At 71.4% G+C, this 16,961-nt stretch carries 15 protein-coding genes; 5 read left to right on the top strand and 10 right to left on the bottom strand.

Translation table 11 applies throughout. From position 1 onward, the window contains the following. Positions 1–123: 123 nt before the first annotated feature. Both PZE19_RS10015 and PZE19_RS10010 read right to left on the bottom strand, forming a co-directional pair. Positions 124–1,035: a polysaccharide biosynthesis/export family protein gene (locus tag PZE19_RS10015; protein WP_277860471.1), complete on the bottom strand. Its 912-nt coding sequence runs from the start codon at positions 1,033–1,035 to the stop codon at positions 124–126. 233 nt (positions 1,036–1,268) lie between these two features. After that, complete coding sequence (locus tag PZE19_RS10010) at positions 1,269–1,745, bottom strand: hypothetical protein (RefSeq protein WP_277860470.1); 477 nt, start codon at positions 1,743–1,745, stop codon at positions 1,269–1,271. Positions 1,746–2,122: 377 nt separating this feature from the next. Between PZE19_RS10010 and PZE19_RS10005 the strand changes: the two genes are divergently transcribed. From PZE19_RS10005 to PZE19_RS09985, 5 genes are all read left to right on the top strand, one after another. Continuing rightward, on the top strand, positions 2,123–2,992 hold the full coding sequence (locus PZE19_RS10005; protein WP_277860469.1) for a hypothetical protein: 870 nt from the start codon (positions 2,123–2,125) through the stop codon (positions 2,990–2,992). Positions 2,993–3,196: 204 nt separating this feature from the next. Beyond that, positions 3,197–4,756: a YcjF family protein gene (locus PZE19_RS10000; RefSeq protein ID WP_277860468.1), complete on the top strand. Its 1,560-nt coding sequence runs from the start codon at positions 3,197–3,199 to the stop codon at positions 4,754–4,756. A gap of 33 nt (positions 4,757–4,789) precedes the next feature. Then, complete coding sequence (locus PZE19_RS09995; protein WP_277860467.1) at positions 4,790–6,232, top strand: YcjF family protein; 1,443 nt, start codon at positions 4,790–4,792, stop codon at positions 6,230–6,232. After that, entirely contained in the window at positions 6,229–6,669 is a 441-nt protein-coding gene (locus PZE19_RS09990) for a hypothetical protein (RefSeq protein WP_277860466.1), read from the top strand. The genes PZE19_RS09995 and PZE19_RS09990 overlap by 4 nt, the downstream gene beginning before the upstream one ends. Positions 6,670–6,709: 40 nt before the next feature. After that, complete coding sequence (locus tag PZE19_RS09985; RefSeq protein ID WP_277860465.1) at positions 6,710–7,279, top strand: hypothetical protein; 570 nt, start codon at positions 6,710–6,712, stop codon at positions 7,277–7,279. Positions 7,280–7,472: 193 nt separating this feature from the next. On the opposite strand, the gene PZE19_RS09980 is transcribed toward PZE19_RS09985, so the two are convergent. From PZE19_RS09980 to PZE19_RS09945, 8 genes are all read right to left on the bottom strand, one after another. Then, positions 7,473–8,345, bottom strand: coding sequence for a hypothetical protein (locus tag PZE19_RS09980; RefSeq protein WP_277860464.1), 873 nt, complete (start codon positions 8,343–8,345; stop codon positions 7,473–7,475). A gap of 6 nt (positions 8,346–8,351) precedes the next feature. Further along, the gene (locus tag PZE19_RS09975; RefSeq protein WP_277860463.1) at positions 8,352–8,858 is read right to left on the bottom strand and encodes an ExbD/TolR family protein; all 507 of its coding nucleotides are present in this window, start codon (positions 8,856–8,858) and stop codon (positions 8,352–8,354) included. Positions 8,859–8,908: 50 nt separating this feature from the next. Then, positions 8,909–9,382: an ExbD/TolR family protein gene (locus tag PZE19_RS09970; protein WP_277860462.1), complete on the bottom strand. Its 474-nt coding sequence runs from the start codon at positions 9,380–9,382 to the stop codon at positions 8,909–8,911. A gap of 41 nt (positions 9,383–9,423) precedes the next feature. After that, the gene (locus PZE19_RS09965; RefSeq protein ID WP_277860461.1) at positions 9,424–10,344 is read right to left on the bottom strand and encodes a MotA/TolQ/ExbB proton channel family protein; all 921 of its coding nucleotides are present in this window, start codon (positions 10,342–10,344) and stop codon (positions 9,424–9,426) included. Between the two features lie 388 nt (positions 10,345–10,732). After that, complete coding sequence (locus tag PZE19_RS09960; protein ID WP_277860460.1) at positions 10,733–12,100, bottom strand: DMP19 family protein; 1,368 nt, start codon at positions 12,098–12,100, stop codon at positions 10,733–10,735. Positions 12,101–12,140: 40 nt separating this feature from the next. After that, positions 12,141–12,893 (bottom strand): 3-keto-disaccharide hydrolase, encoded by a 753-nt coding sequence (locus PZE19_RS09955; RefSeq protein WP_277860459.1) that lies wholly within the window; start codon positions 12,891–12,893, stop codon positions 12,141–12,143. Positions 12,894–13,012: 119 nt separating this feature from the next. Continuing rightward, a complete protein-coding gene (locus tag PZE19_RS09950) occupies positions 13,013–14,674 on the bottom strand; it encodes an alpha/beta hydrolase (protein ID WP_277860458.1) in 1,662 nt (553 codons plus the stop codon). A gap of 200 nt (positions 14,675–14,874) precedes the next feature. After that, entirely contained in the window at positions 14,875–16,902 is a 2,028-nt protein-coding gene (locus PZE19_RS09945) for a purple acid phosphatase family protein (RefSeq protein WP_277860457.1), read from the bottom strand. Positions 16,903–16,961: the final 59 nt, after the last annotated feature.

Genomic DNA, 16,961 nt, shown 5'->3' with positions numbered 1-16,961 from the left:
ATCAAGGGACGTCTCCGAGCCGAGGACGACGCGAAACGACCCGACCGCGGGCGTGGCTCGCCGGCGGTCGGGTCGGTGGTTCGCGTCGGGGTCGAATTCACGAGATCCGCTCGTCGGGCCGGGTCAGCGGGCGCCCGGCTGGGTCAACAGCGAGGGCGTCGTGGTGGTCCCGGTCCCGGCGCCCCCCGCGCCCTGCACTCCCACGGCGGCGAACTGCACCGACCGGATCGTGAAGGCGCTCTGGAGGATCGTGTTGATCACGGTCTGGAACGGGGCGGCGATGCGGTCGAGGAAGATCGTCGTCCTCACGATCGGGTCGCGGTAGACCACGAGCCGGTCGCCGGGCATGAGCTGGTAGTTGGTCGTCGGGTCGCCGCCGCTGGTGATCGCGGCGATGTTGACCGGCAGGAGCTGCTCGCAGCAGGCTCCCGGGGGCGCCGGCCGGACGAGCCGGATGTTCTGGGGCGCGGCCGTCGGCATCAGGCCGCCGGCGTACTGGATCGCGTCGAGGACGGTCTCGTTGCCCGTGATGGGCAGCTTGCCCGGGGCCCCGACGTCGCCCAGGACGTAGTAGTTCTTGCTGTTGTAGGCCGTGACGTCGACGAACACCCGGTCGGTGTCCTTGGGGTCGATCGGGATCGGCTTGCCCGTCTTGGGGTCTTCCTCGAAGAGCCCGAGCAGGTCGTCGCTGAGATATTTGCGGAGGTGCAGGACGATCTTCTCCTTGACCTCCGGGATGGTCAGGCCGGCGACGTAGACTTCTCCATAGAAGCCCAGGGTGATCTTGCCGTCGGGGCGGACCAGGCGTTCGCCGGAGATCGGCCGGCCTTCCAGGGCCTCCAGCACCTCGACGAGGATCAGGTCGGGGGGCTCGACGACGTAGTCCGGCATCGAGACCTTCTTGAACTCGGTCGGGATATTGCTATTGGCGATCGCCTCTTCCGGCGTCTTGACCGTCTGGCAGCCGCAGGCGGCGCAGGCGGCTGCGATCATCACCAACCAGCCGGCCCGGCGGATACTCCCTGTGCGTTCCATGCCTTCTCCTCCCGGCACTCCGAGACCGGCTCGGCAGAGATCCCTTCTCCTGCATCGAGCGGCCGCCGCGGTCCTTCGCGACGTCACCCGCTCGCCGGATCCCCAATTCCCTATCCGTTCTTCGGTCGCCGTCGCGTCGAATCCCGACCCGTCGACCCCGCGAACGGCCTTGACACGACTTAAAATCGGCATATTCCCCCGCCCGCTCAAATCCAAAGGGGCGGGATTCCGCGTTATCGGACCCCTTCGGGGAAGAATCCGGCCGGCCGATTGTAATAATTGCGGGTCGTGGCCGTGCTCGTCGGGGCCGAGACGTTGGTCGCCGTCCCCCCGCCGTAGCGGTTGAAATACCCCGACGCCTGCCCTCCGGGGGCTCGCAGCGTCGGCTTCCGCGGGGCGGCCGCCGACCCCCGCTTGGGCTCGGGCCCGCCCCGGACGCCGCTGACGCGCCCCGAGCCGATCCCCGTGAACCGCGAGGCCGACGACATCGCCGACAGCCCGGCCTGGCCCCGCGTCAGCGGGATCCCCGTGCCGTAGAGCATCTGCGCCGCCAGTGGGTCGACCATGACCGCCTGCCCCGACGACGGGTTGAACATCATCGTCGGCTCGGCCGCGGCCTGCGTCGCCTGGCCCCTCGCCGCGCCCCCCAGGGCCGCCGCGACCGCGAAGGCCGCCCCCAGGCGGGCGACGCGCCGGATCCCTTCGTTCATAGGTCGCTTCCCTTCCAATTACAGGACCGGACCGTGAAGGGCCCGACCGTCCCCCCGCCGTGCACGTCGCCCTCGGCGGGCGCGTCGCGACGGAGATCAGTTCCCACGTCCCTAGATCGGCGGCGGCCGTCCCCCCAATCCAATCCTTCGCATGGGGACGACCGGGGGGTTCCGCATATTCCTTCCTTTCGGCGTATCGCGATTTTTCGTCATTTGCGTAAAACCCGGATACTACGTCAGTTCCCCATTTTATCTACAGGCTGGGACGCGGCGGACCCGATCGTAGGGCAGGAGCCGTGAAGGCGAAGTCGCGTTGGGTCGGCCTCCCCCAGGAGATCCGGAGGCGAAGCGTGCAACCCGATCGGACGAGGCAAGGAATGCACACGAAATCATCGAGAAGGCTGCTCGCGGCGCTGGTCGTCGCGGCGGCGGCGAGCATCGTGCTGACGGAGTCGGCCCAGGCCCAGCAGACGGGGCTCCTGCCCCTGCACCCGATCAAGCGCAGGCGGGTCCCGTGCAGCCAGGAGGATCCGGTCTACCGGATCTATAAGGACCAATATTTCGGCTACCACCCCACCCTCTGGCGGCGGTTCCCCAGCGGCTGGGGCGCGCCCAGCCCCGAGGCCCCGGACGCCAAGGCCGCGTTCAAGGAGCTGCCGCTCCAGCCCCCCGAGTGGGCCGCTGGCGACGATCAGGGCCAGGGCCCCGATCAGGGCGGCGATGCGGCCGGGCCCGGCCCGGCCGATCCGGCCAAGCCCAAGCTGCCGACCCCCCCGAACGAGGACGACCGCAGCCCGTTCGAGATGGACGACAAGGCCAACGCCGCGCCGCCGGCCGCCGCCCCGCCCCGCCAGGGCGTGGACCCCGCGCCCCCGGCCGACGCCGCCCCCGCGGCCCCGGCGAACGACCCGAATCGCTCGCCCTTCGACACGCCAAACCCCCGGACGAACGCCCCGCGGCCCAAGCCCCCCGAGCTGGATTCGCCGACCGGCCCGACCGCGTCGCGTTCCGGCCGCGCCACCGAGGTCGACGCCGCCGAGGCGGGCGGCCCGCTCCTGGCGATGCCCGACACGAGCGTCGACGAGGGCTATGAGGCCCCGGCCCTCGGCGGCCCCGCCCGCGGCCATGATCACGACCACGACCATCAGCATCCCGCGACCGGGGCGGCCCGCCCCCAGCAGGCCCCTCGCCGCAATCGCCTGGCCGCGATGATGGACAACCTCGGCTGGAACGTCAGCCGGCGCTGAGCCGGCCGGCGCAGGGATTTCGCCCCGAAGAGGGCGGGACTCGGGGCGTTCGTCCGGACCAACGGACCGACGCCCGGGAGCCCGCCCTCTTCGGCGTCGCGGGCCGCCCGATTCCCGGCCGAGCCCCTGGCGGGGGGCCGTGGGACGTCGCCACAATCATAGGGTGTCTCGACGCACCCCGCCCCAGGCGAGTACCCTCACGGAATGCGACCCTCGCGCCTCTCTCAAAGCCTCCTCATCCCCCTCGCCGCCGCTCTGACGGCCGCGGCCCTCTTCCTGGCCGTCGCGATGAGCGGCGACCGTCTCGGCGGCGGGAAGCCGGCGCTCCTGATCCCGCTCGGCCTGGCCGTGGCCCTGACCCTCGCCTGGGCCGGATGGACGGCGCTCGCGACGCGCAAGGCCGAGGGCCGGGACGAGCGCGAGGAGTCGCCGCCGCTCGACCCCGTCTCGCTGGCCGAGGCCGCCGAGCTGCAGGCGGCCCGGGCGCGGGAGCACATCGAGAAGATCCGCGACGTCCGCCGGCGCGAGGAGCTGCGGGGCGAGCTGGACCGGCTGGACGAGGGCCGGGTCGCCACGACGTCGGAGCTGGACGTCGTCGTCTTCGGCACGGTCTCGGCCGGCAAGACGTCGCTCATCAACGCCCTGATCGGCCGCGAGGTGGGCGCGACCGGGGCCGTCATGGGGACGACGCGTCAGGGCGAGAACCACGTCTACACGCTCGAAGGCGTCGAGGGGATCGTCCGCCTGGTCGACACGCCGGGCCTCTCCGAGGCGGGCCTGGGCGGCGGCGAGCGCGAGCAGGACGCGCGGCGGCTGGCCCAGCGGGCCGACCTGCTGCTGTTCGTCGTCGACCACGACCTGGTCCGGGGCGAATACGCCGCCCTGAACGAGCTGGCCAGGCTGGGCAAGCGGACGATCGTCGTCTTCAACAAGAAGAATCGCTTCCCCGACGCCGACCGGACGGCGATCCTCGCCCGGATCCGCAGCCGGGTGGAAGGCGTCGTGCCGGCCGACGACGTGGTGACGATCGCCGCCGCCCCGCGGCCGATCCCGGTCCGCGTCATGCAGCCCGACGGCTCGTCCCAGACGGTTTACGAGGTCCAGGATCCCGACGTCCAGGCCCTCCGCGACCGGATCGCCCGGGTGCTCGCCAACGAGGGGCGGCTGCTCCGCGTCGCCAACCTGCTGCTCAAGACCCGGCTGCTGGGCCGCGAGGCCGAGTCGACGCTGGACGCCGAACGTCGGCTCAAGTGCGACGAGCTGGTGGATCATTACCAGTGGGTCACGGCGACGACCGTCTTCGCCAACCCCGTCCCGGCCCTGAACCTGCTGCAGGGCGCGGCCGTGCAGCTCGACCTGATCGCCGACCTGGCGCGGGTCTACGATCTCGATCCGGGCGCGGCGAGGCTCCGGGCGCTGGGCGGGCGGCTGGCGCAGGCGATGCTCAAGGTCGGCCTGGTCGAGGCCGCGTCGTCGGTCGTCGCGGGGGTCTTCAAGCGGACGCCGACGACCTTCGTGGCGGCGGGCGCGGTGCAGGCGGTCACGATGGCGTATCTCGCCCGGATCGCCGGCAAGACCCTGGCCGACTACTTCCGGGACGGCGAGACCTGGGGCCCGGAGGGGATCGAGGGGGCCGTGCTCCGGCAGTTCGAGGCCAACAGCCGGGCCGACTTCCTCCAGGAGTTCGCCCGCCAGGCGATCGACCGCTTCCTGTCCAAGGTTCGCCGCAAGGCCGCCCCGGTCCCGGACCGCCACGCCTCCTGAGGCAGCCGACGCGACGTCGAAGGGATATTCCGAATGGGTACGACGCCGGGCGGTCAGAAGCCCGATCAGGACGCCGGGGCCGGGGCGCTCGGCCCGCTGCTCGACGACCTGCAGCACGCCGCGGACGTCGCCGCCGGAACGACCTCGCCCGACGCCGTCGAGCGGGCCCGGGACAGCCTGAAGGCCACGCTCGACGCCCTCCAGCTCACGCCCGAGGAAGCGAAGGCGATGGCCCCGGAGCTGGCCCGGCTCCGCGAGCTGGCCGTGAAGCTCGACGAGACGACCGTCGAGATCGTCGCCTTCGGGATGGTCAGCCGGGGCAAGTCGTCGGTCCTCAACGCCCTCCTCGGCCGCGACCTTTTCGAGGTCGGCGCGACCCACGGCACGACCGTCCGGCGTTCGACCCAGGAGTGGGCCGAATCGGGCGGCGGCGGGTTCCCGGAGGCCCGCCTGATCCTGGTCGACACCCCCGGCATCGACGAGGTCGGCGGCGAGGTCCGCGAGGCCCAGGCCCGCGACGCCGCCCGTCGCGCCGACCTGATCCTGTTCGTCGTCTCGGGCGATATGCAGCGGATCGAGATCGACGCCCTGATCGAGCTTCGCCGCCACAAGAAGCCGATCCTGCTCGTCTTCAACCAGGTCGACCGCTACCCCGACGCCGACCGCGACGCGATCCACGCCATGCTGGAGGACGAGCGCGTGAAGGGCTTCGTCCGCCCCGAGGACGTCGTCCTCTGCGCCGCACGGCCCGACCCGGTCCTGGTCAAGGTACGGACCCCGGACGGCGCGACCCGGACCGAGTGGGAGCGCCCCGCCCCCCTGATCGAGCCCCTGAAGGTGCGGATCCTCGACGTCCTGGAGCGCGAGGGCAAGGCGCTCGTGGCGCTCAACACCCTGCTGACCGCCGGCGACCTCCACGCCGAGATCCTCGAGCGCAAGGTGCGGATCCGCGAGGACGCCGCGAACCGCCTGATCTGGAACTACTCGCTGGCGAAGGGGGCGGCCGTCGCGCTCAACCCGATCCCGGTGGCCGACCTGGCGGGGGGCCTCGCGGTCGACGTGGCGATGATCCTGGCGCTCAGCCGGGTCTACGGCATCCCCCTCTCGCGGTCGGCCGCCGTCCGGCTGGTCCGCGACATGAGCCTGGCCCTGGGCGCGACCGGCCTGATCCAGGTGGCGACCCGGCTCGTCGGCAGCGGCGTGAAGGCGTCGATGGCGGGCCTGACCGTGATGTCCGGCGGCCTGGCCGCGCCCCTGACGGCCCTGGGCTACGGGGCGATCGGGCTGACGCAGGCCGTGGCGTCGTCGTCGGCCTCGTACGTCATCGGCCGCGCCGCCGGCACGTACCTGAGGCAGGGGGGGCAATGGGGCCCGCGCGGCGTCAAGACGGTCGTCCAGGAGCTCCTCGCCCAGGCCAAGGCCGACTCGATCGTCGATCGCCTCCGCGACGAGCTGAAGTCGCAGCTCAAGCGATGAGCCCCAAGGCGCGCAACGTCCTGATCGTCGCGGCCGGCGTCGCCGTGCTGGCCGGGGGCCTCGCCTTCGAGGTCGTCGCCACCCGCCCCGTGCGCCAGGCGGTCCGGGCCTATTCCGAGCTGATCGCCCTCGCCAACCGGCCCGACCTGGCCGATCCGGCGCGGATCGAGGCCGCGCGGCCCTACTACACCACGCGCTACCTGGCCTCGCACCCGATCCGGCCGGCGGCCGAGGGGGGGATCGTGGGCCTCCCGCGCTACATCGGCAAGAATTTCCAGGCGTGGCGGCAGGGCGCCGGCGTCTGGATCTGCCCCACGAACCGCACGGGCTTCGTCTACCAGCTCGTCGAGGAAGACGGCCGCTGGCGGTTCGACGGCCTCGTCGGCCTGCTCCAGAGCCGCAACGTGCTCGTGCCCGTCGACGAGACCCCCGAATGATCCCGGCCCCTCCGGCCGTCACCCTACCAGGACCCTCTCGATGAAACGCGCTCTCGTCCTCTCCCTCCCGTTCGTCTTCGCGACGCTCTGCCCGACGCCCGTTCCGGCCCTCGCCGAGGAGCCCCGGCCCGCGGGGACGGTCCGCAGCAGCTCGCTCTCGGCCGAGGACCTGGCCGACTTCCTGGGCATCGGCGCGTGGGTCTTCGAGTACGAGGGGGGCCGCCCGAAGTGCTGGCTGGAGGCCGAGGAGGTGGGCCAGAAGACCGTCAGCAAGAAGGAGATCCTGCTCGTCAAGGAGGCCAACAAGACGCCGGGCGCGGACCGGGGCAAGATCCTGTTCTTCCTCCGCCCGTCGGACCTCCAGCTCCGCATCCACTCCGAGGCCTCGCGCGGGGGCTCGGGGATCGCGCTGCCCCCGGACGCCCTATGGTGGGGCTGGAAGGCCTTCGCCGGCTCCACGACCCGGATCGAGAAGCCCGTCGCCCCCAAGCCCGGCGAGGACGTCGTCCTCCTCCGCTACGAGACCCAGGAACTCGAGGCCGACGCCAAGGATCCCAAGCACCCCCGGAAGGTCGTGCTGACCCTCAAGCTGGCCATCGAGGCCGACTGATACGCATCAAGGCAACCAGGTGCAATCATCCCTTCTCCCCCCGGGAGAAGGTGGCCGGAACGGCCGGATGAGGGTTATGGCGCTTCGAGGACGCCTTTGTGTTCCGTCACGCCTTCCGAACTCCGTCGACCCTCATCCACCGCTGCGCGTCAACTTCTCCCGGCGGGAGAAACGCGTCTCATCGGGATCCGGATCACGGCGGCGCCGCGTCCTCGTCGTCGCCTTGCGACTCGACCCAGGCTTGCAGGTCGTCGGGCGGGATCTCGTCGGGGAAGGTGCGCGAGGGCGTGCCGTTGCGGCGGGGGAAGGTGAGGTAGTGCAGGAGTTGGGAGACCCAGCGCGCCAGGGAGACGAGGAACAGGACGCCGACGACGACCATCGACCAGTAGAGGACCTTGTTCGACTCCTTGACGGGCGAGTCGGCGGGGCGGGGCTCCCAGCCGAGCTTGCCCACGAGCACCGGCGCGCCCCGGGCGACGTCGGCGGCCTGGTACTTCATGACCTTGAGGAAGTAGCCGTTGAAGGCCACCCGCTCGTTGATCTCGGTGCCGATCGGGAACCCGTCCGGGGGCTGCTCGAAGACGCAGTCGTAGGGATAGCGGCGCGCGTCGGGGGTGACGACCCAGGCCTCGTAGAGCCAGCCGGTCTTGCTGAGTTTGGACTCGAACCGGGCCACCCGGAGCGCCGCGCCCTGGATGTGGACGGGGACGCCGCGGTAGTGCTCGGGCCGCTCCCACAGGTGGGTCAGGAAGACGTCGCGGCGGGCCTGGGCGGCGAGTTCGGTCGGGGAATGGGCGCGGGCCTTCTCCAGCAGGTAGGCGTAGGCGGCGTTGTCGCGGAACGTCATCGGCGTGCGGTCGGTCACGGTCTCGAAGACTTCGGAGCGGTCGGGCTCGACGGCGACGGGCGGGGCCCCGGCACGGAGCGGGGGCTCGGGGGCGGGGCCGGGGGGCCGGTTGGCGAAGTACCAGACGGCGCCCCAGCCGGCGAGCGCCACGGCCGCCAGCAGGGCCAGGCGGGGCAGCTCCGACCCGCGGAAGAACGGGCTCGGTCGATCCATGGCCATGGCGGCTCAGCCTCCGTCGTCGCCCCGCAGCTCGTCGAAGCTCAGCTTGGGCTCCTTCTTCGCCTTGACGAACGCGTTGGTGAAGGCGTCGATGATCGTCATCAGCTCGGCGTAGCGCAGGTTGGGGTCGACCTTGATGAGGGTCTGGTCGAAGGGGGCGTCGGGGTCCAGGAAGTGGCGGTCGAGCTCCTGCTCCAGGGCCTTCGGGTCGTTCGAGACGTCGACCTCGGCGATGCTGACCTGCGCCAATCGGCCGGCGTCGTCGGCCCTCAGGACGACGGGCAGGGTCCGCAGGGTGGCCGGCAGGTCGTTGGCGGCCGACGCCTCGGCGGGGGCCGCGGCCATCGAGGTCGCGGGCTGGGCGGGGAGCAGGTTCATCACGAACTGCCCCTCCACCGGCGCGGCGCGGTAGGTCAGGACGAAGAACGTCAGGAGCTGGAACGCCATGTCGAGCATCGGCGCGACCGGCACGTCGGGCCCGTCCATCTCGATCCCACCGCCTCGACGCGCCACGGCCGGCCCCCCTGCTTGAACGATCGATCGACGGATTCCGACCTGTTTAATCAGCTGCGGATCATGGCCTTGAGGGCGAACTTGCGGAAGCCCTGGGCCTGGCACGCCTTGATGATCCCCAGGACGGCGCCGAAGGAGGTCTCCTTGTCGGCGCGGAGGATGATGGTCGTGGGGAGCGAGCCCGTGGCCGCGTCGAACTTGACGCCCGACGCCTTGAGGCCCAGCTTCACCAGGTCGGCCTGGTGTCGGATCGTCTGAACGGCCGCGTCGATCCCCTGCGCCTCGTCGCCGTGGAGCAGCCGGCCCTCGGAGTCGACGTTGAGGACCAGGCGGTCCTCGGAGATCCGCGCGTCGTCCTCCACCGGCCGGGCGGAGCCGGCGTCGGGGAGGTTGACGCGCTGGTCGTAGTTGTCGCTGGCGAAGTTGATGACGAGCATGAAGAAGGTGATCAGCTGGAACACGATGTCCAGCAGCGGCGTGAGGTTCGGCTCCGCTTTCTCCTTGGAGATCACTCCCCCGCTCATCGTGGCGTCCCTCCGGGCTTCGGGCTCGGCTCGACCGGCGTTCAGGCCGTGGGCTTGGAGGTGGTCTTGGCGGCCGTCACCAGCGAGTTGATGGTGCGGTCGGCGACGCGGTTGGCCTCGATGGTCATCGCGGCGACCCGGTTGCGGAAGAAGGCGAAGAAGAAGATCGCCGGCACCGACAGCGAGACGCCCTCGAGCGTGATGAACAGGGCCGTCGAGATGCCGGCGGCCACCTTGTCGGGCCGGGGCTGGGCGCCGGCGGCGGTGGCGATCTCGCGGAAGCTCTCGATCATGCCCCAGACCGTGCCCACCAGCCCGATCATCGGGCCGAGCGTGCCGATCGTGGCCAGGTAGCTGATCTTCATCTCCAGTTCGGTGACGATCTCGGCCGACGTCGTGGCCATCGCCTCCTTGGCCTCGGCGCGGCCGTTGGGGAGGTTGGCGATCCCGGTCCGCACCAGCCGGGCCAGGAACGAGTCGTTGTCGCGGCAGAGGTCGTACGCCTCCTGGAACTTCTTGTCGCGGATCGCCGCCTCGAGCTTCTCGACCAGCGGAGGCGGCACGGCCTCGGTCACGCGGTACTCGATGAACAGGCGGATGACCAGGGCGGTGAAGTAGACCGACAGGAAGACGAGGAAGACGCCGATCGGCCCCGAGGCGCGGATGGCCCACTGCAGCATGTTCTCGGGCGCGGCCGGGGCGGTCCCTTCTGCGGCGGGCGTCGCGGCACCTTCGGCCCTGGCGGGCTCCTCGGCCTTGCCGTCCGCGGGCGGAGCGGCCGCTTCGGGCTGGGCCGGCGCGGGGGCCGGGGCTTCCGCGGCCGGGGGGGCCGTTTCCTTCGCCGGCTCCTGGGCCGAGAGCCGCGCCGCGCCTCCGGCCGCCAGCCAGGCCAGCAAGGCCGTCGCCGCCGAGAACGCCAGCCAAGCCCCGCCCGTCCGGCGGATCCCCTGTCGCAGACGCATGTGCCGCCCCCTCGCCTGACTCGCCCAGGAATGCCGAAGATTTCCGACGTGACCTGCGCCGACCGTCGACCCGTGATTCACTATCCGACGCCCGCACGAGCGTGTCAATCCGCTGGAATTCGGACCCGCCGCCTTTGCCGCGGGCCGGCTCCGTTCGGGTCCGCTCGGACCGCCCCGGCCGAGGCGTCGTCCGCCTAAAGGCTTATCAAATTGGCCGTTGCAGACCGCGCGCGGCCGTCGAAATTGGGTCCGTTCGCTCAAAAAAATGTTGATTTCCGGGGCCGTCGGGCGGTTGGTTAGGCTCCAGCCTGAGATGGCCCGTCCGAGCCCCTCGCGGCCGACTGCGCATTACTATACGACGTAACGGGCGAATCGCGACGGGCGACGCTCATCGAAAATCCGCGGCGTGGGCGATTACAAACCGGCCCGTCAGGACGTCGACGCTCTCCTTGGACTCGTACCAGCGGTCGTCGATCGGGTCGAAGGCGTCGGCGTCGGCCCTGGCGATCGCGTCGAGCTGGTCGAGCCGGGTCGCGCGATCGGCCGACGGCGGCGTCGCGCCGAAGCGGGCGACGGCCTCGTTCAGCAGGCCGGCGAGTTCCACGGAGCCCATCTCGCGGAGGCCCTCGACGGCCTCCTTCCAGCGGTCGCCGCTGGAGTTGACGAAGTACTGGTCGAAGCCGCCGTTGAGGACCTCCATGTCGAGCATCAGGACGGCCGCGGCGAGCTTCTGCGAGCCGTTCCAGGTCGAGGAGTCGGTCTCCCACAGGCGGTCGTCGAAGCCCTCCAGATCGTGGAAGGCGAGCAGGCCCTTCATCGCGGCCGCGCCGTCGCCCCCGGCCGTGCGGGCTTCGAGGAACTCGCGGTCCTCGGGGACCCGGGCCTGGCCGAGCAGACGGTAGGCCCCATCGAGCGCGGCCCGGACCGGCTCCTTGGGGTCGGCCTTCTCCAGCTCGGCGATCAGCGGGCGGACGCGTTCGACGGGCGCGGGGATCTGGACGTCGGCGAGGGCGTGGAGGGCCCGGGGGAACGAGGACGGCCGCGCCTTCCAGTAATCGTCGGAGAGCAGGTAGGCGGCGGCGCGGTCGCGATCCAGGCGCACCAGCACGTCGGCGGCGTAGGCGTCGCAGGACCCGGCCTCGACCAGCTTCCGGACGTCCTCGTACAGGCTGGGCCGGATGTCGAGCCCCGGGCGGCCGTCGCGGAGCGCCATCTGGAGCCCCAGCAGCGCCTGCTCGGCGGCCTCGCGGTCGGCCCCGCCGAGGATCTTCTTCAGCGGGGCGACGGCCTCGGGGAGGCCGGCGCGGCCCAGGACGAAGGCCGCTTCCTCGCGGATCTCGGCGACGGGGGACTCGGCGTAGCGGGCCAGCGGATCCACGACCGACGCCGGCGGGGCGTCGCCGAACAGGCGGCAGACGCGTCGGAACGGCTGGGCGCCCGCGTCGGCCGCGTCGCCGAGGATCTCCAGGGCGGCCGCGTGGACGCGCGCGCCGAGCTGCTTCAGCACCTTCTCGTCCGACCCGCCGTCGAAGACGAAGGTCTCGACCTCGCGCGCGAGGATCGCGTCGTCCCAGCCCTCCGCCTCCTCGCGCAGGCGACGCTCGGTGCGATCCTCGTCGTCGCCGCCGGCCGTCGGGGGGGGCGGGGCGGCGACGACGTTCGGGGCCGCCGGCGGGGGGGCGGCGGCGTCCGGCGCGCGGCCGCAGCCCGACGCCGCCGCGAGCATCAACCCGATCAAGGCCGTTCGCATGAACATGTTCAGGTCCGTGTCGAGGCTCGGGCGGCCGGGTCCCGGGTCAGTCCAGCGTCTTGATCGCGATGTTCTTGAACTGGACGAGGCTGGGCGGCCCCGCCCATTCGCCGGCCTTGTTCTTGCCGCCGTGGTGCTGGAGGGCGAGGCGGCCCTTGGCGGGCAGGTCGGGGATCGTCGCCTTGTCGACGACGACGACGCCGTTGAGTACGGTCGTGACCGTCTTGCCCTTCACGGTGATCTCGAAATGGTTCCACTCGCCGATCGGCTTGTCGGCCTGGTGCTTGGGGGTGACGGCGGCGCGCAGCTCGGGGGAGGTGGAAGCCTCGGTGCGCAGGCCGTACATCTCGCCCGAGCCGACGGGCCAGCACCAGATGTTGGCCTGGTACTTGCCGTCGCCGCGGAGGAAGACGCCCGAGTCGGCGTCGGGCAGGGCGAGCTTCATCTCCTTGCCGTGGATGTCCTTGGCGTGGGTTCCGTCGGGCAGGATGTAGGGGATGCCCTTGTTGATGTAGGGGGCTTCCTTCAGCCGCCAGTCGATCTTCAGGATGAAGTCGCCGTACTCGCGCTCGGTCCAGAGGTTCTTGTCCCCCTTGGCCTCGCTGAGGGCGTCGTAGTCGATGGCGCCGTCGACGACCTTCCAGTGGCCGCCGTCGCCCTCGGGCGCGGTCCAGCCGGCGAGGTCCTTGCCGTTGAACAGCGGGGTGAAGCCCTCGCCGTCGGCGGGGGCGCCGGCCCGGACGGCGGGGGCCGTCGCGAAGGCCAGGGTGGCGAGGAGGGCGAATCGCGTCTTCGACATGATGGGGCTCCTGGGTGCGTCGCTCGTGTCCCGGGCGATCGGCCCCTGGCGCGGGCCGTGCGTCACCATGGTGTCGCGGCGGCGAGGCCGTGGCAACCCTCCGCCGGCCGGAGAATCCCTCAGGGGCCGAACGCCGTCTCCGCGGGGAAGGCCCAGTAGGGGTGGGCGCCGGTGATCGCTTCGAGGGGCGTGGGGACCCGGCGGTCGGGGGGCCAGCCGAGGTTGATGAGGATCTGCAAGTCGGCCAGCAACGGCCTCACCTCGGCCCAGTATCCGTGCCCGAGCAGCGAGGTGTCGGCCCGGCTGGCGTCGATGCTGTCCAGGCCGTCGAGGAAGAGGCCGGCGCGGCCCGCGCGGGGCTCGCCGGGGTGGCGGATCTCGGAGGCGAGCAGGGCGTTGTCGTTGGGGTTGAAGTAGAGCGAGACCCGTTCCGAACGCCGCCTCGCCGCGGGGAGCAGCCGCGTGAACTCGTCGACCGAGACGTCCGGCGCCGCCAGGACGATCTCCCCGAACGGCGAGGATCCGGCCGGGAGCTGGGCGTCGAGCGCGGCGAGCGCCCGCAGGGTGACGCGGTTCCCCAGGCTGTGGGCGATGACGTGGACCTTGCCCCGCGACGCCGCCGGCCGGGACGCCCGCTCGTCGACGACCTGCTTCAGGACGGTCGTCAGGTCCTTGACGCTCCACTCGGCGTTCGCCTGATCCTGGCCGTAATCCCAGGCCGACCCCAGCGACGGCCAGCTGAAGACCATGGGGATCCCCGCGAATTTGAGGTCCTGGACGATCTGCGCCAGCCGCACCACCGCGAAGTCGAACGGCGTGTTGAAGCCGTGGACGTAGACGAGCGCGTCGCCGCGGGTGTCGCCGCCCCGCATGATGTCGCGAAAGCCCCGTTCGTCGAGCATGTTCGTGGCGTCGATCAGGAAGTACAACGCCGGGTCGGGGCGGCTGAAACGGCCCGGCAACTCCAGCCTGCCGCGCTGGTGCGACTCCAGCGGGATGTTCACCAGGCACGAGCCGTAGCGGAGCGTCGCGCCGAGTTCGTCGCCGAAGCGCGCCGAGGGGGGGCCGGCCTCCGCCCTCACCCTCCGGTTCGTGGCGAACAGGACCGATCGCTTGTGCAGCTCGACGAACGGCGACTCGTGCGGGACCACCCGGGTCGGGGCCGCGGGCGCCTGCGCCCCCGGGAAGGTCTTGGCCTCGCCCCCGGGCGAGGGCATGGTCTTCCCCGGCGCGACGGGCGAGGGGAGGTCGAGGACGACCGGACCGGTCGCGGGGCGGCGGCCCGGCGGCAGAATCCATCGGGTGGAGGCGAAGAACACCTCGTCTTCGCCGATCCTGCCCATCAGGGTGTAGCGCATCGACCCGACATCAGGGCCGACGTCGATGGCGGCGTGCGGGACGACGATGGACGTCTCCACGATGCCGCCGCCGCCCGGCCGGGCCGACGAACTCGCGATCCGGAACCGGCCTTCCGGGCCCCGGAACGCCTCCCCCCTGGCCTTGAGGTAATTCGGCGGGGTGGGCGGGGTGCCAGGAGGGGCCGGCGGGGTCTCCGCGACCGCATGGACTTGCAGGTCCACCCGCTCGATCCCCGGATAAAGCAGGATGCTCGCGGTCAGCCGGTCTCCCGGAGGATCCTGCGAGCCGTTCGGGGTCAGCGTCAATCGGAGCAGGGTGGCCCTGGGGGGCGGGGCCAGGCTGAGCTGGCCGAACGACGACGAACCGAGGAGCGCGACCATCCCCACGAGGATCGGTCCAGGACCGAAGCGACGCCGTCTCATGCTGCCTCCGCGAGTCGCCTACGTGCCGTCGTCCCTAGCGAAGTCCTTCCGAAGCGTGGGACCTCGATTTCGGGGCTCTGCGGGCTCTGGGTAATCCGCATTGGACACGGTCCGAGCCGCTTTGTCCAACGGGAAGCGGCGGATTCGGGGCGATCGTCATCGGCCGGATCAGGAGTTCCGACTTGCCTTGGATCACGAAGTCAGCGGCGGTCCGGGGCGTCGTCGGAGCCGGCGACTTGCTTGACCTGGGTGTTGGACGACCCTTTCGCCAGCGTGCGGCGGGGGTCGGGGGCGGGCTTCTGGATGACGAACGAGTCGGCGATGCCGCCGTCGATCGTCCAGGCGCGGAAGGTCAGCCGGCGCGAGGGCTCGTCGATCTCGATCGTCTGGTAGGTCGAGACCTCGGTGCGGCCGACCTCGATGTAAGGGCGGGGGGGCTGGTCCAGGACGAACTTGTCGCCCGAGACGGCGACGACGTAGGTCGTGCCCTCTTCGGAAGTCGAGACGCGCTCATGATTGCGCATCGGGGGAGTCCGGAGGTAGGCGTGGTCGTGGCCTTGCAGGACCATGTCGACGTGGTGGCGGTCGAACACGGGGACCCAGTGCTCGCGGATGACCGGGTTGTCGCGGGTCGGGTGCGAGGGGTAGATCGGGTGGTGGAAGACCACGAACTTCCAGTCGGCGTGGGCGTTCGCGAGGGCCTCGTCGAGCCACTCGGCCTGCTTGCGGGCCTGCGTCTCGCTCATGACGGCCGCGGTGCTGTCGAGCACGGCGAAGAACGCGCCGCCGTAGCGGAAGCTGTAGACCAACCCCGCGGTCGTGTCGGGCGGCCCGTCCTGGGGAAGCCGGAAGAAGGCGTTGTACAGCCGAGGGCCCTGGTCGAGATATTCGTGGTTGCCGACCGCGGGCATGACGGTCACGCGGTCGAACACGGGCGCGGCGCGGAGGAAGAAGTGGTCCCAGTTGGTCCGCTCGTTGCCGCGGTCGACGAGGTCGCCGGCCAGGAAGATGAAGTCCATGCCCGGGTGCCGGCGGAAGGCGGCGGTGACGAGCGCGCCCCAGCCCTCGAAGCCGGTCTGGGCGTCGCCGAGGTAGAGGAACTCGAGCCGTTTCGGCCGCGTCGGGCCCGTCTTGACGGTCCGCCAGGAGCCCCAGTTGCGGGGGGCGCCGTCGCCGACGGAGTAGTAGTACATCGTGTCGGGCTCGAGGCCGTCGACGGTCACCGCGTGGCGACGGATGACCGGGTCGTTGAGCAGGCCGGGCGAGCGCACCAGCCGGGAGTCCCCCTCGACGATCCGCATGCCGACGAGGTCGGGCGGGGAGGTCGGGTCGTCCTCGGGAGTCTGGTACTTCGCGGGGGCGATCCGGACGACGCTCGACTCGACGTCGGGCGCGGTCCGCCAGCTCCACACGAGCCGCCGCGTCGGGTCGTCGCTCAGGCTGATGACGACCTGGTCGGGCTGGTCGGCCGAGGGCGAGTGCGTCTTCCAGACCCGGCCGCCGGCCAGCATGGCCCCGTGGCGGCGGTCGTGCGCCGGCTGGAGCAGGATCGAGCCGTCCAGCTCGGCGGGCAGCTCGCGGATCGTCCGCCGGCCGTCGTTCGCGGCGCTGGCGCCGTTGCGCGCGGCGACCGCCTTCCATTCGAAGTCCGGGTCGGGAGCCAGTTGGAGCGCGTCGGCGGCGAGCGGCGGGTGTCCGGGGACGGCGCGCACGAAGGCGACGTAATGCTCCTCGGGGGAGCGATCCAGGCCGTTGACGCCCAGCCCGACCCAGCCGGGAGGGAACGTCTTGCGGTGGACGTCCCACGGCCGGCCCTCGACCTGGAAGGTCAGGCCCGACGGCCGGAAGCCCTGATCTCCCACCCAGAACGGCGTCGAGCCTCGCGGTGCGGCGACGGCGACCATCACCGGGCCGGGGGCCTGGAATCGTACGGAGTTGCGTCCCAGGGCGTCGCGTTCGGAACGCTGGAGCCAGGGGAGGAGCTTCGCCTGTCGGCTGGCCGCGACGGTCAGCTCGCGTTCCGACTTGACCGCGCTGAGCCGGACGCCGACGGCGTCCAGGGACTTGCGGACGCCGGGCAGGTTCTCGACGGGCGTGGATTCCCGGCAGCCGGCGCAGCACGCCAGCGTCGGCAACACGACCCACCACCCGACTCGCTTCCAAACGTGCATGATCCGCCGTCCCTCCTGGATCTGGCGACGCTCCATCGCGAAAGATAGATACCGCATCGGGCCGACTCTTCAAATGGCGATTTGCCGGGAGCGACGCCCTTTCCCCCGCGAGACGA

Source organism: Paludisphaera mucosa (assembly GCF_029589435.1).
In the GTDB taxonomy this organism is placed as follows: Bacteria; Planctomycetota; Planctomycetia; order Isosphaerales; family Isosphaeraceae; genus Paludisphaera; species Paludisphaera mucosa.
Note: the sequence above shows the minus strand (reverse complement) of the source record. Positions and strands in the feature narration are given on the sequence as shown.

What these genes read in the sequence shown, in the direction of transcription:
- PZE19_RS09950 (WP_277860458.1), bottom strand. Translation starts at nt 14,674, where the DNA reads ATGAGACGGCGTCGCTTCGGTCCTGGACCGATCCTCGTGGGGATGGTC.
- PZE19_RS09970 (WP_277860462.1), bottom strand. Translation starts at nt 9,382, where the DNA reads ATGAGCGGGGGAGTGATCTCCAAGGAGAAAGCGGAGCCGAACCTCACG.
- PZE19_RS10010 (WP_277860470.1), bottom strand. Translation starts at nt 1,745, where the DNA reads ATGAACGAAGGGATCCGGCGCGTCGCCCGCCTGGGGGCGGCCTTCGCG.
- PZE19_RS09980 (WP_277860464.1), bottom strand. Translation starts at nt 8,345, where the DNA reads ATGGCCATGGATCGACCGAGCCCGTTCTTCCGCGGGTCGGAGCTGCCC.
- PZE19_RS09985 (WP_277860465.1), top strand. Translation starts at nt 6,710, where the DNA reads ATGAAACGCGCTCTCGTCCTCTCCCTCCCGTTCGTCTTCGCGACGCTC.
- PZE19_RS10015 (WP_277860471.1), bottom strand. Translation starts at nt 1,035, where the DNA reads ATGGAACGCACAGGGAGTATCCGCCGGGCCGGCTGGTTGGTGATGATC.
- PZE19_RS09995 (WP_277860467.1), top strand. Translation starts at nt 4,790, where the DNA reads ATGGGTACGACGCCGGGCGGTCAGAAGCCCGATCAGGACGCCGGGGCC.
- PZE19_RS09965 (WP_277860461.1), bottom strand. Translation starts at nt 10,344, where the DNA reads ATGCGTCTGCGACAGGGGATCCGCCGGACGGGCGGGGCTTGGCTGGCG.
- PZE19_RS10005 (WP_277860469.1), top strand. Translation starts at nt 2,123, where the DNA reads ATGCACACGAAATCATCGAGAAGGCTGCTCGCGGCGCTGGTCGTCGCG.
- PZE19_RS10000 (WP_277860468.1), top strand. Translation starts at nt 3,197, where the DNA reads ATGCGACCCTCGCGCCTCTCTCAAAGCCTCCTCATCCCCCTCGCCGCC.
- PZE19_RS09990 (WP_277860466.1), top strand. Translation starts at nt 6,229, where the DNA reads ATGAGCCCCAAGGCGCGCAACGTCCTGATCGTCGCGGCCGGCGTCGCC.
- PZE19_RS09955 (WP_277860459.1), bottom strand. Translation starts at nt 12,893, where the DNA reads ATGTCGAAGACGCGATTCGCCCTCCTCGCCACCCTGGCCTTCGCGACG.
- PZE19_RS09945 (WP_277860457.1), bottom strand. Translation starts at nt 16,902, where the DNA reads ATGCGGTATCTATCTTTCGCGATGGAGCGTCGCCAGATCCAGGAGGGA.
- PZE19_RS09960 (WP_277860460.1), bottom strand. Translation starts at nt 12,100, where the DNA reads ATGTTCATGCGAACGGCCTTGATCGGGTTGATGCTCGCGGCGGCGTCG.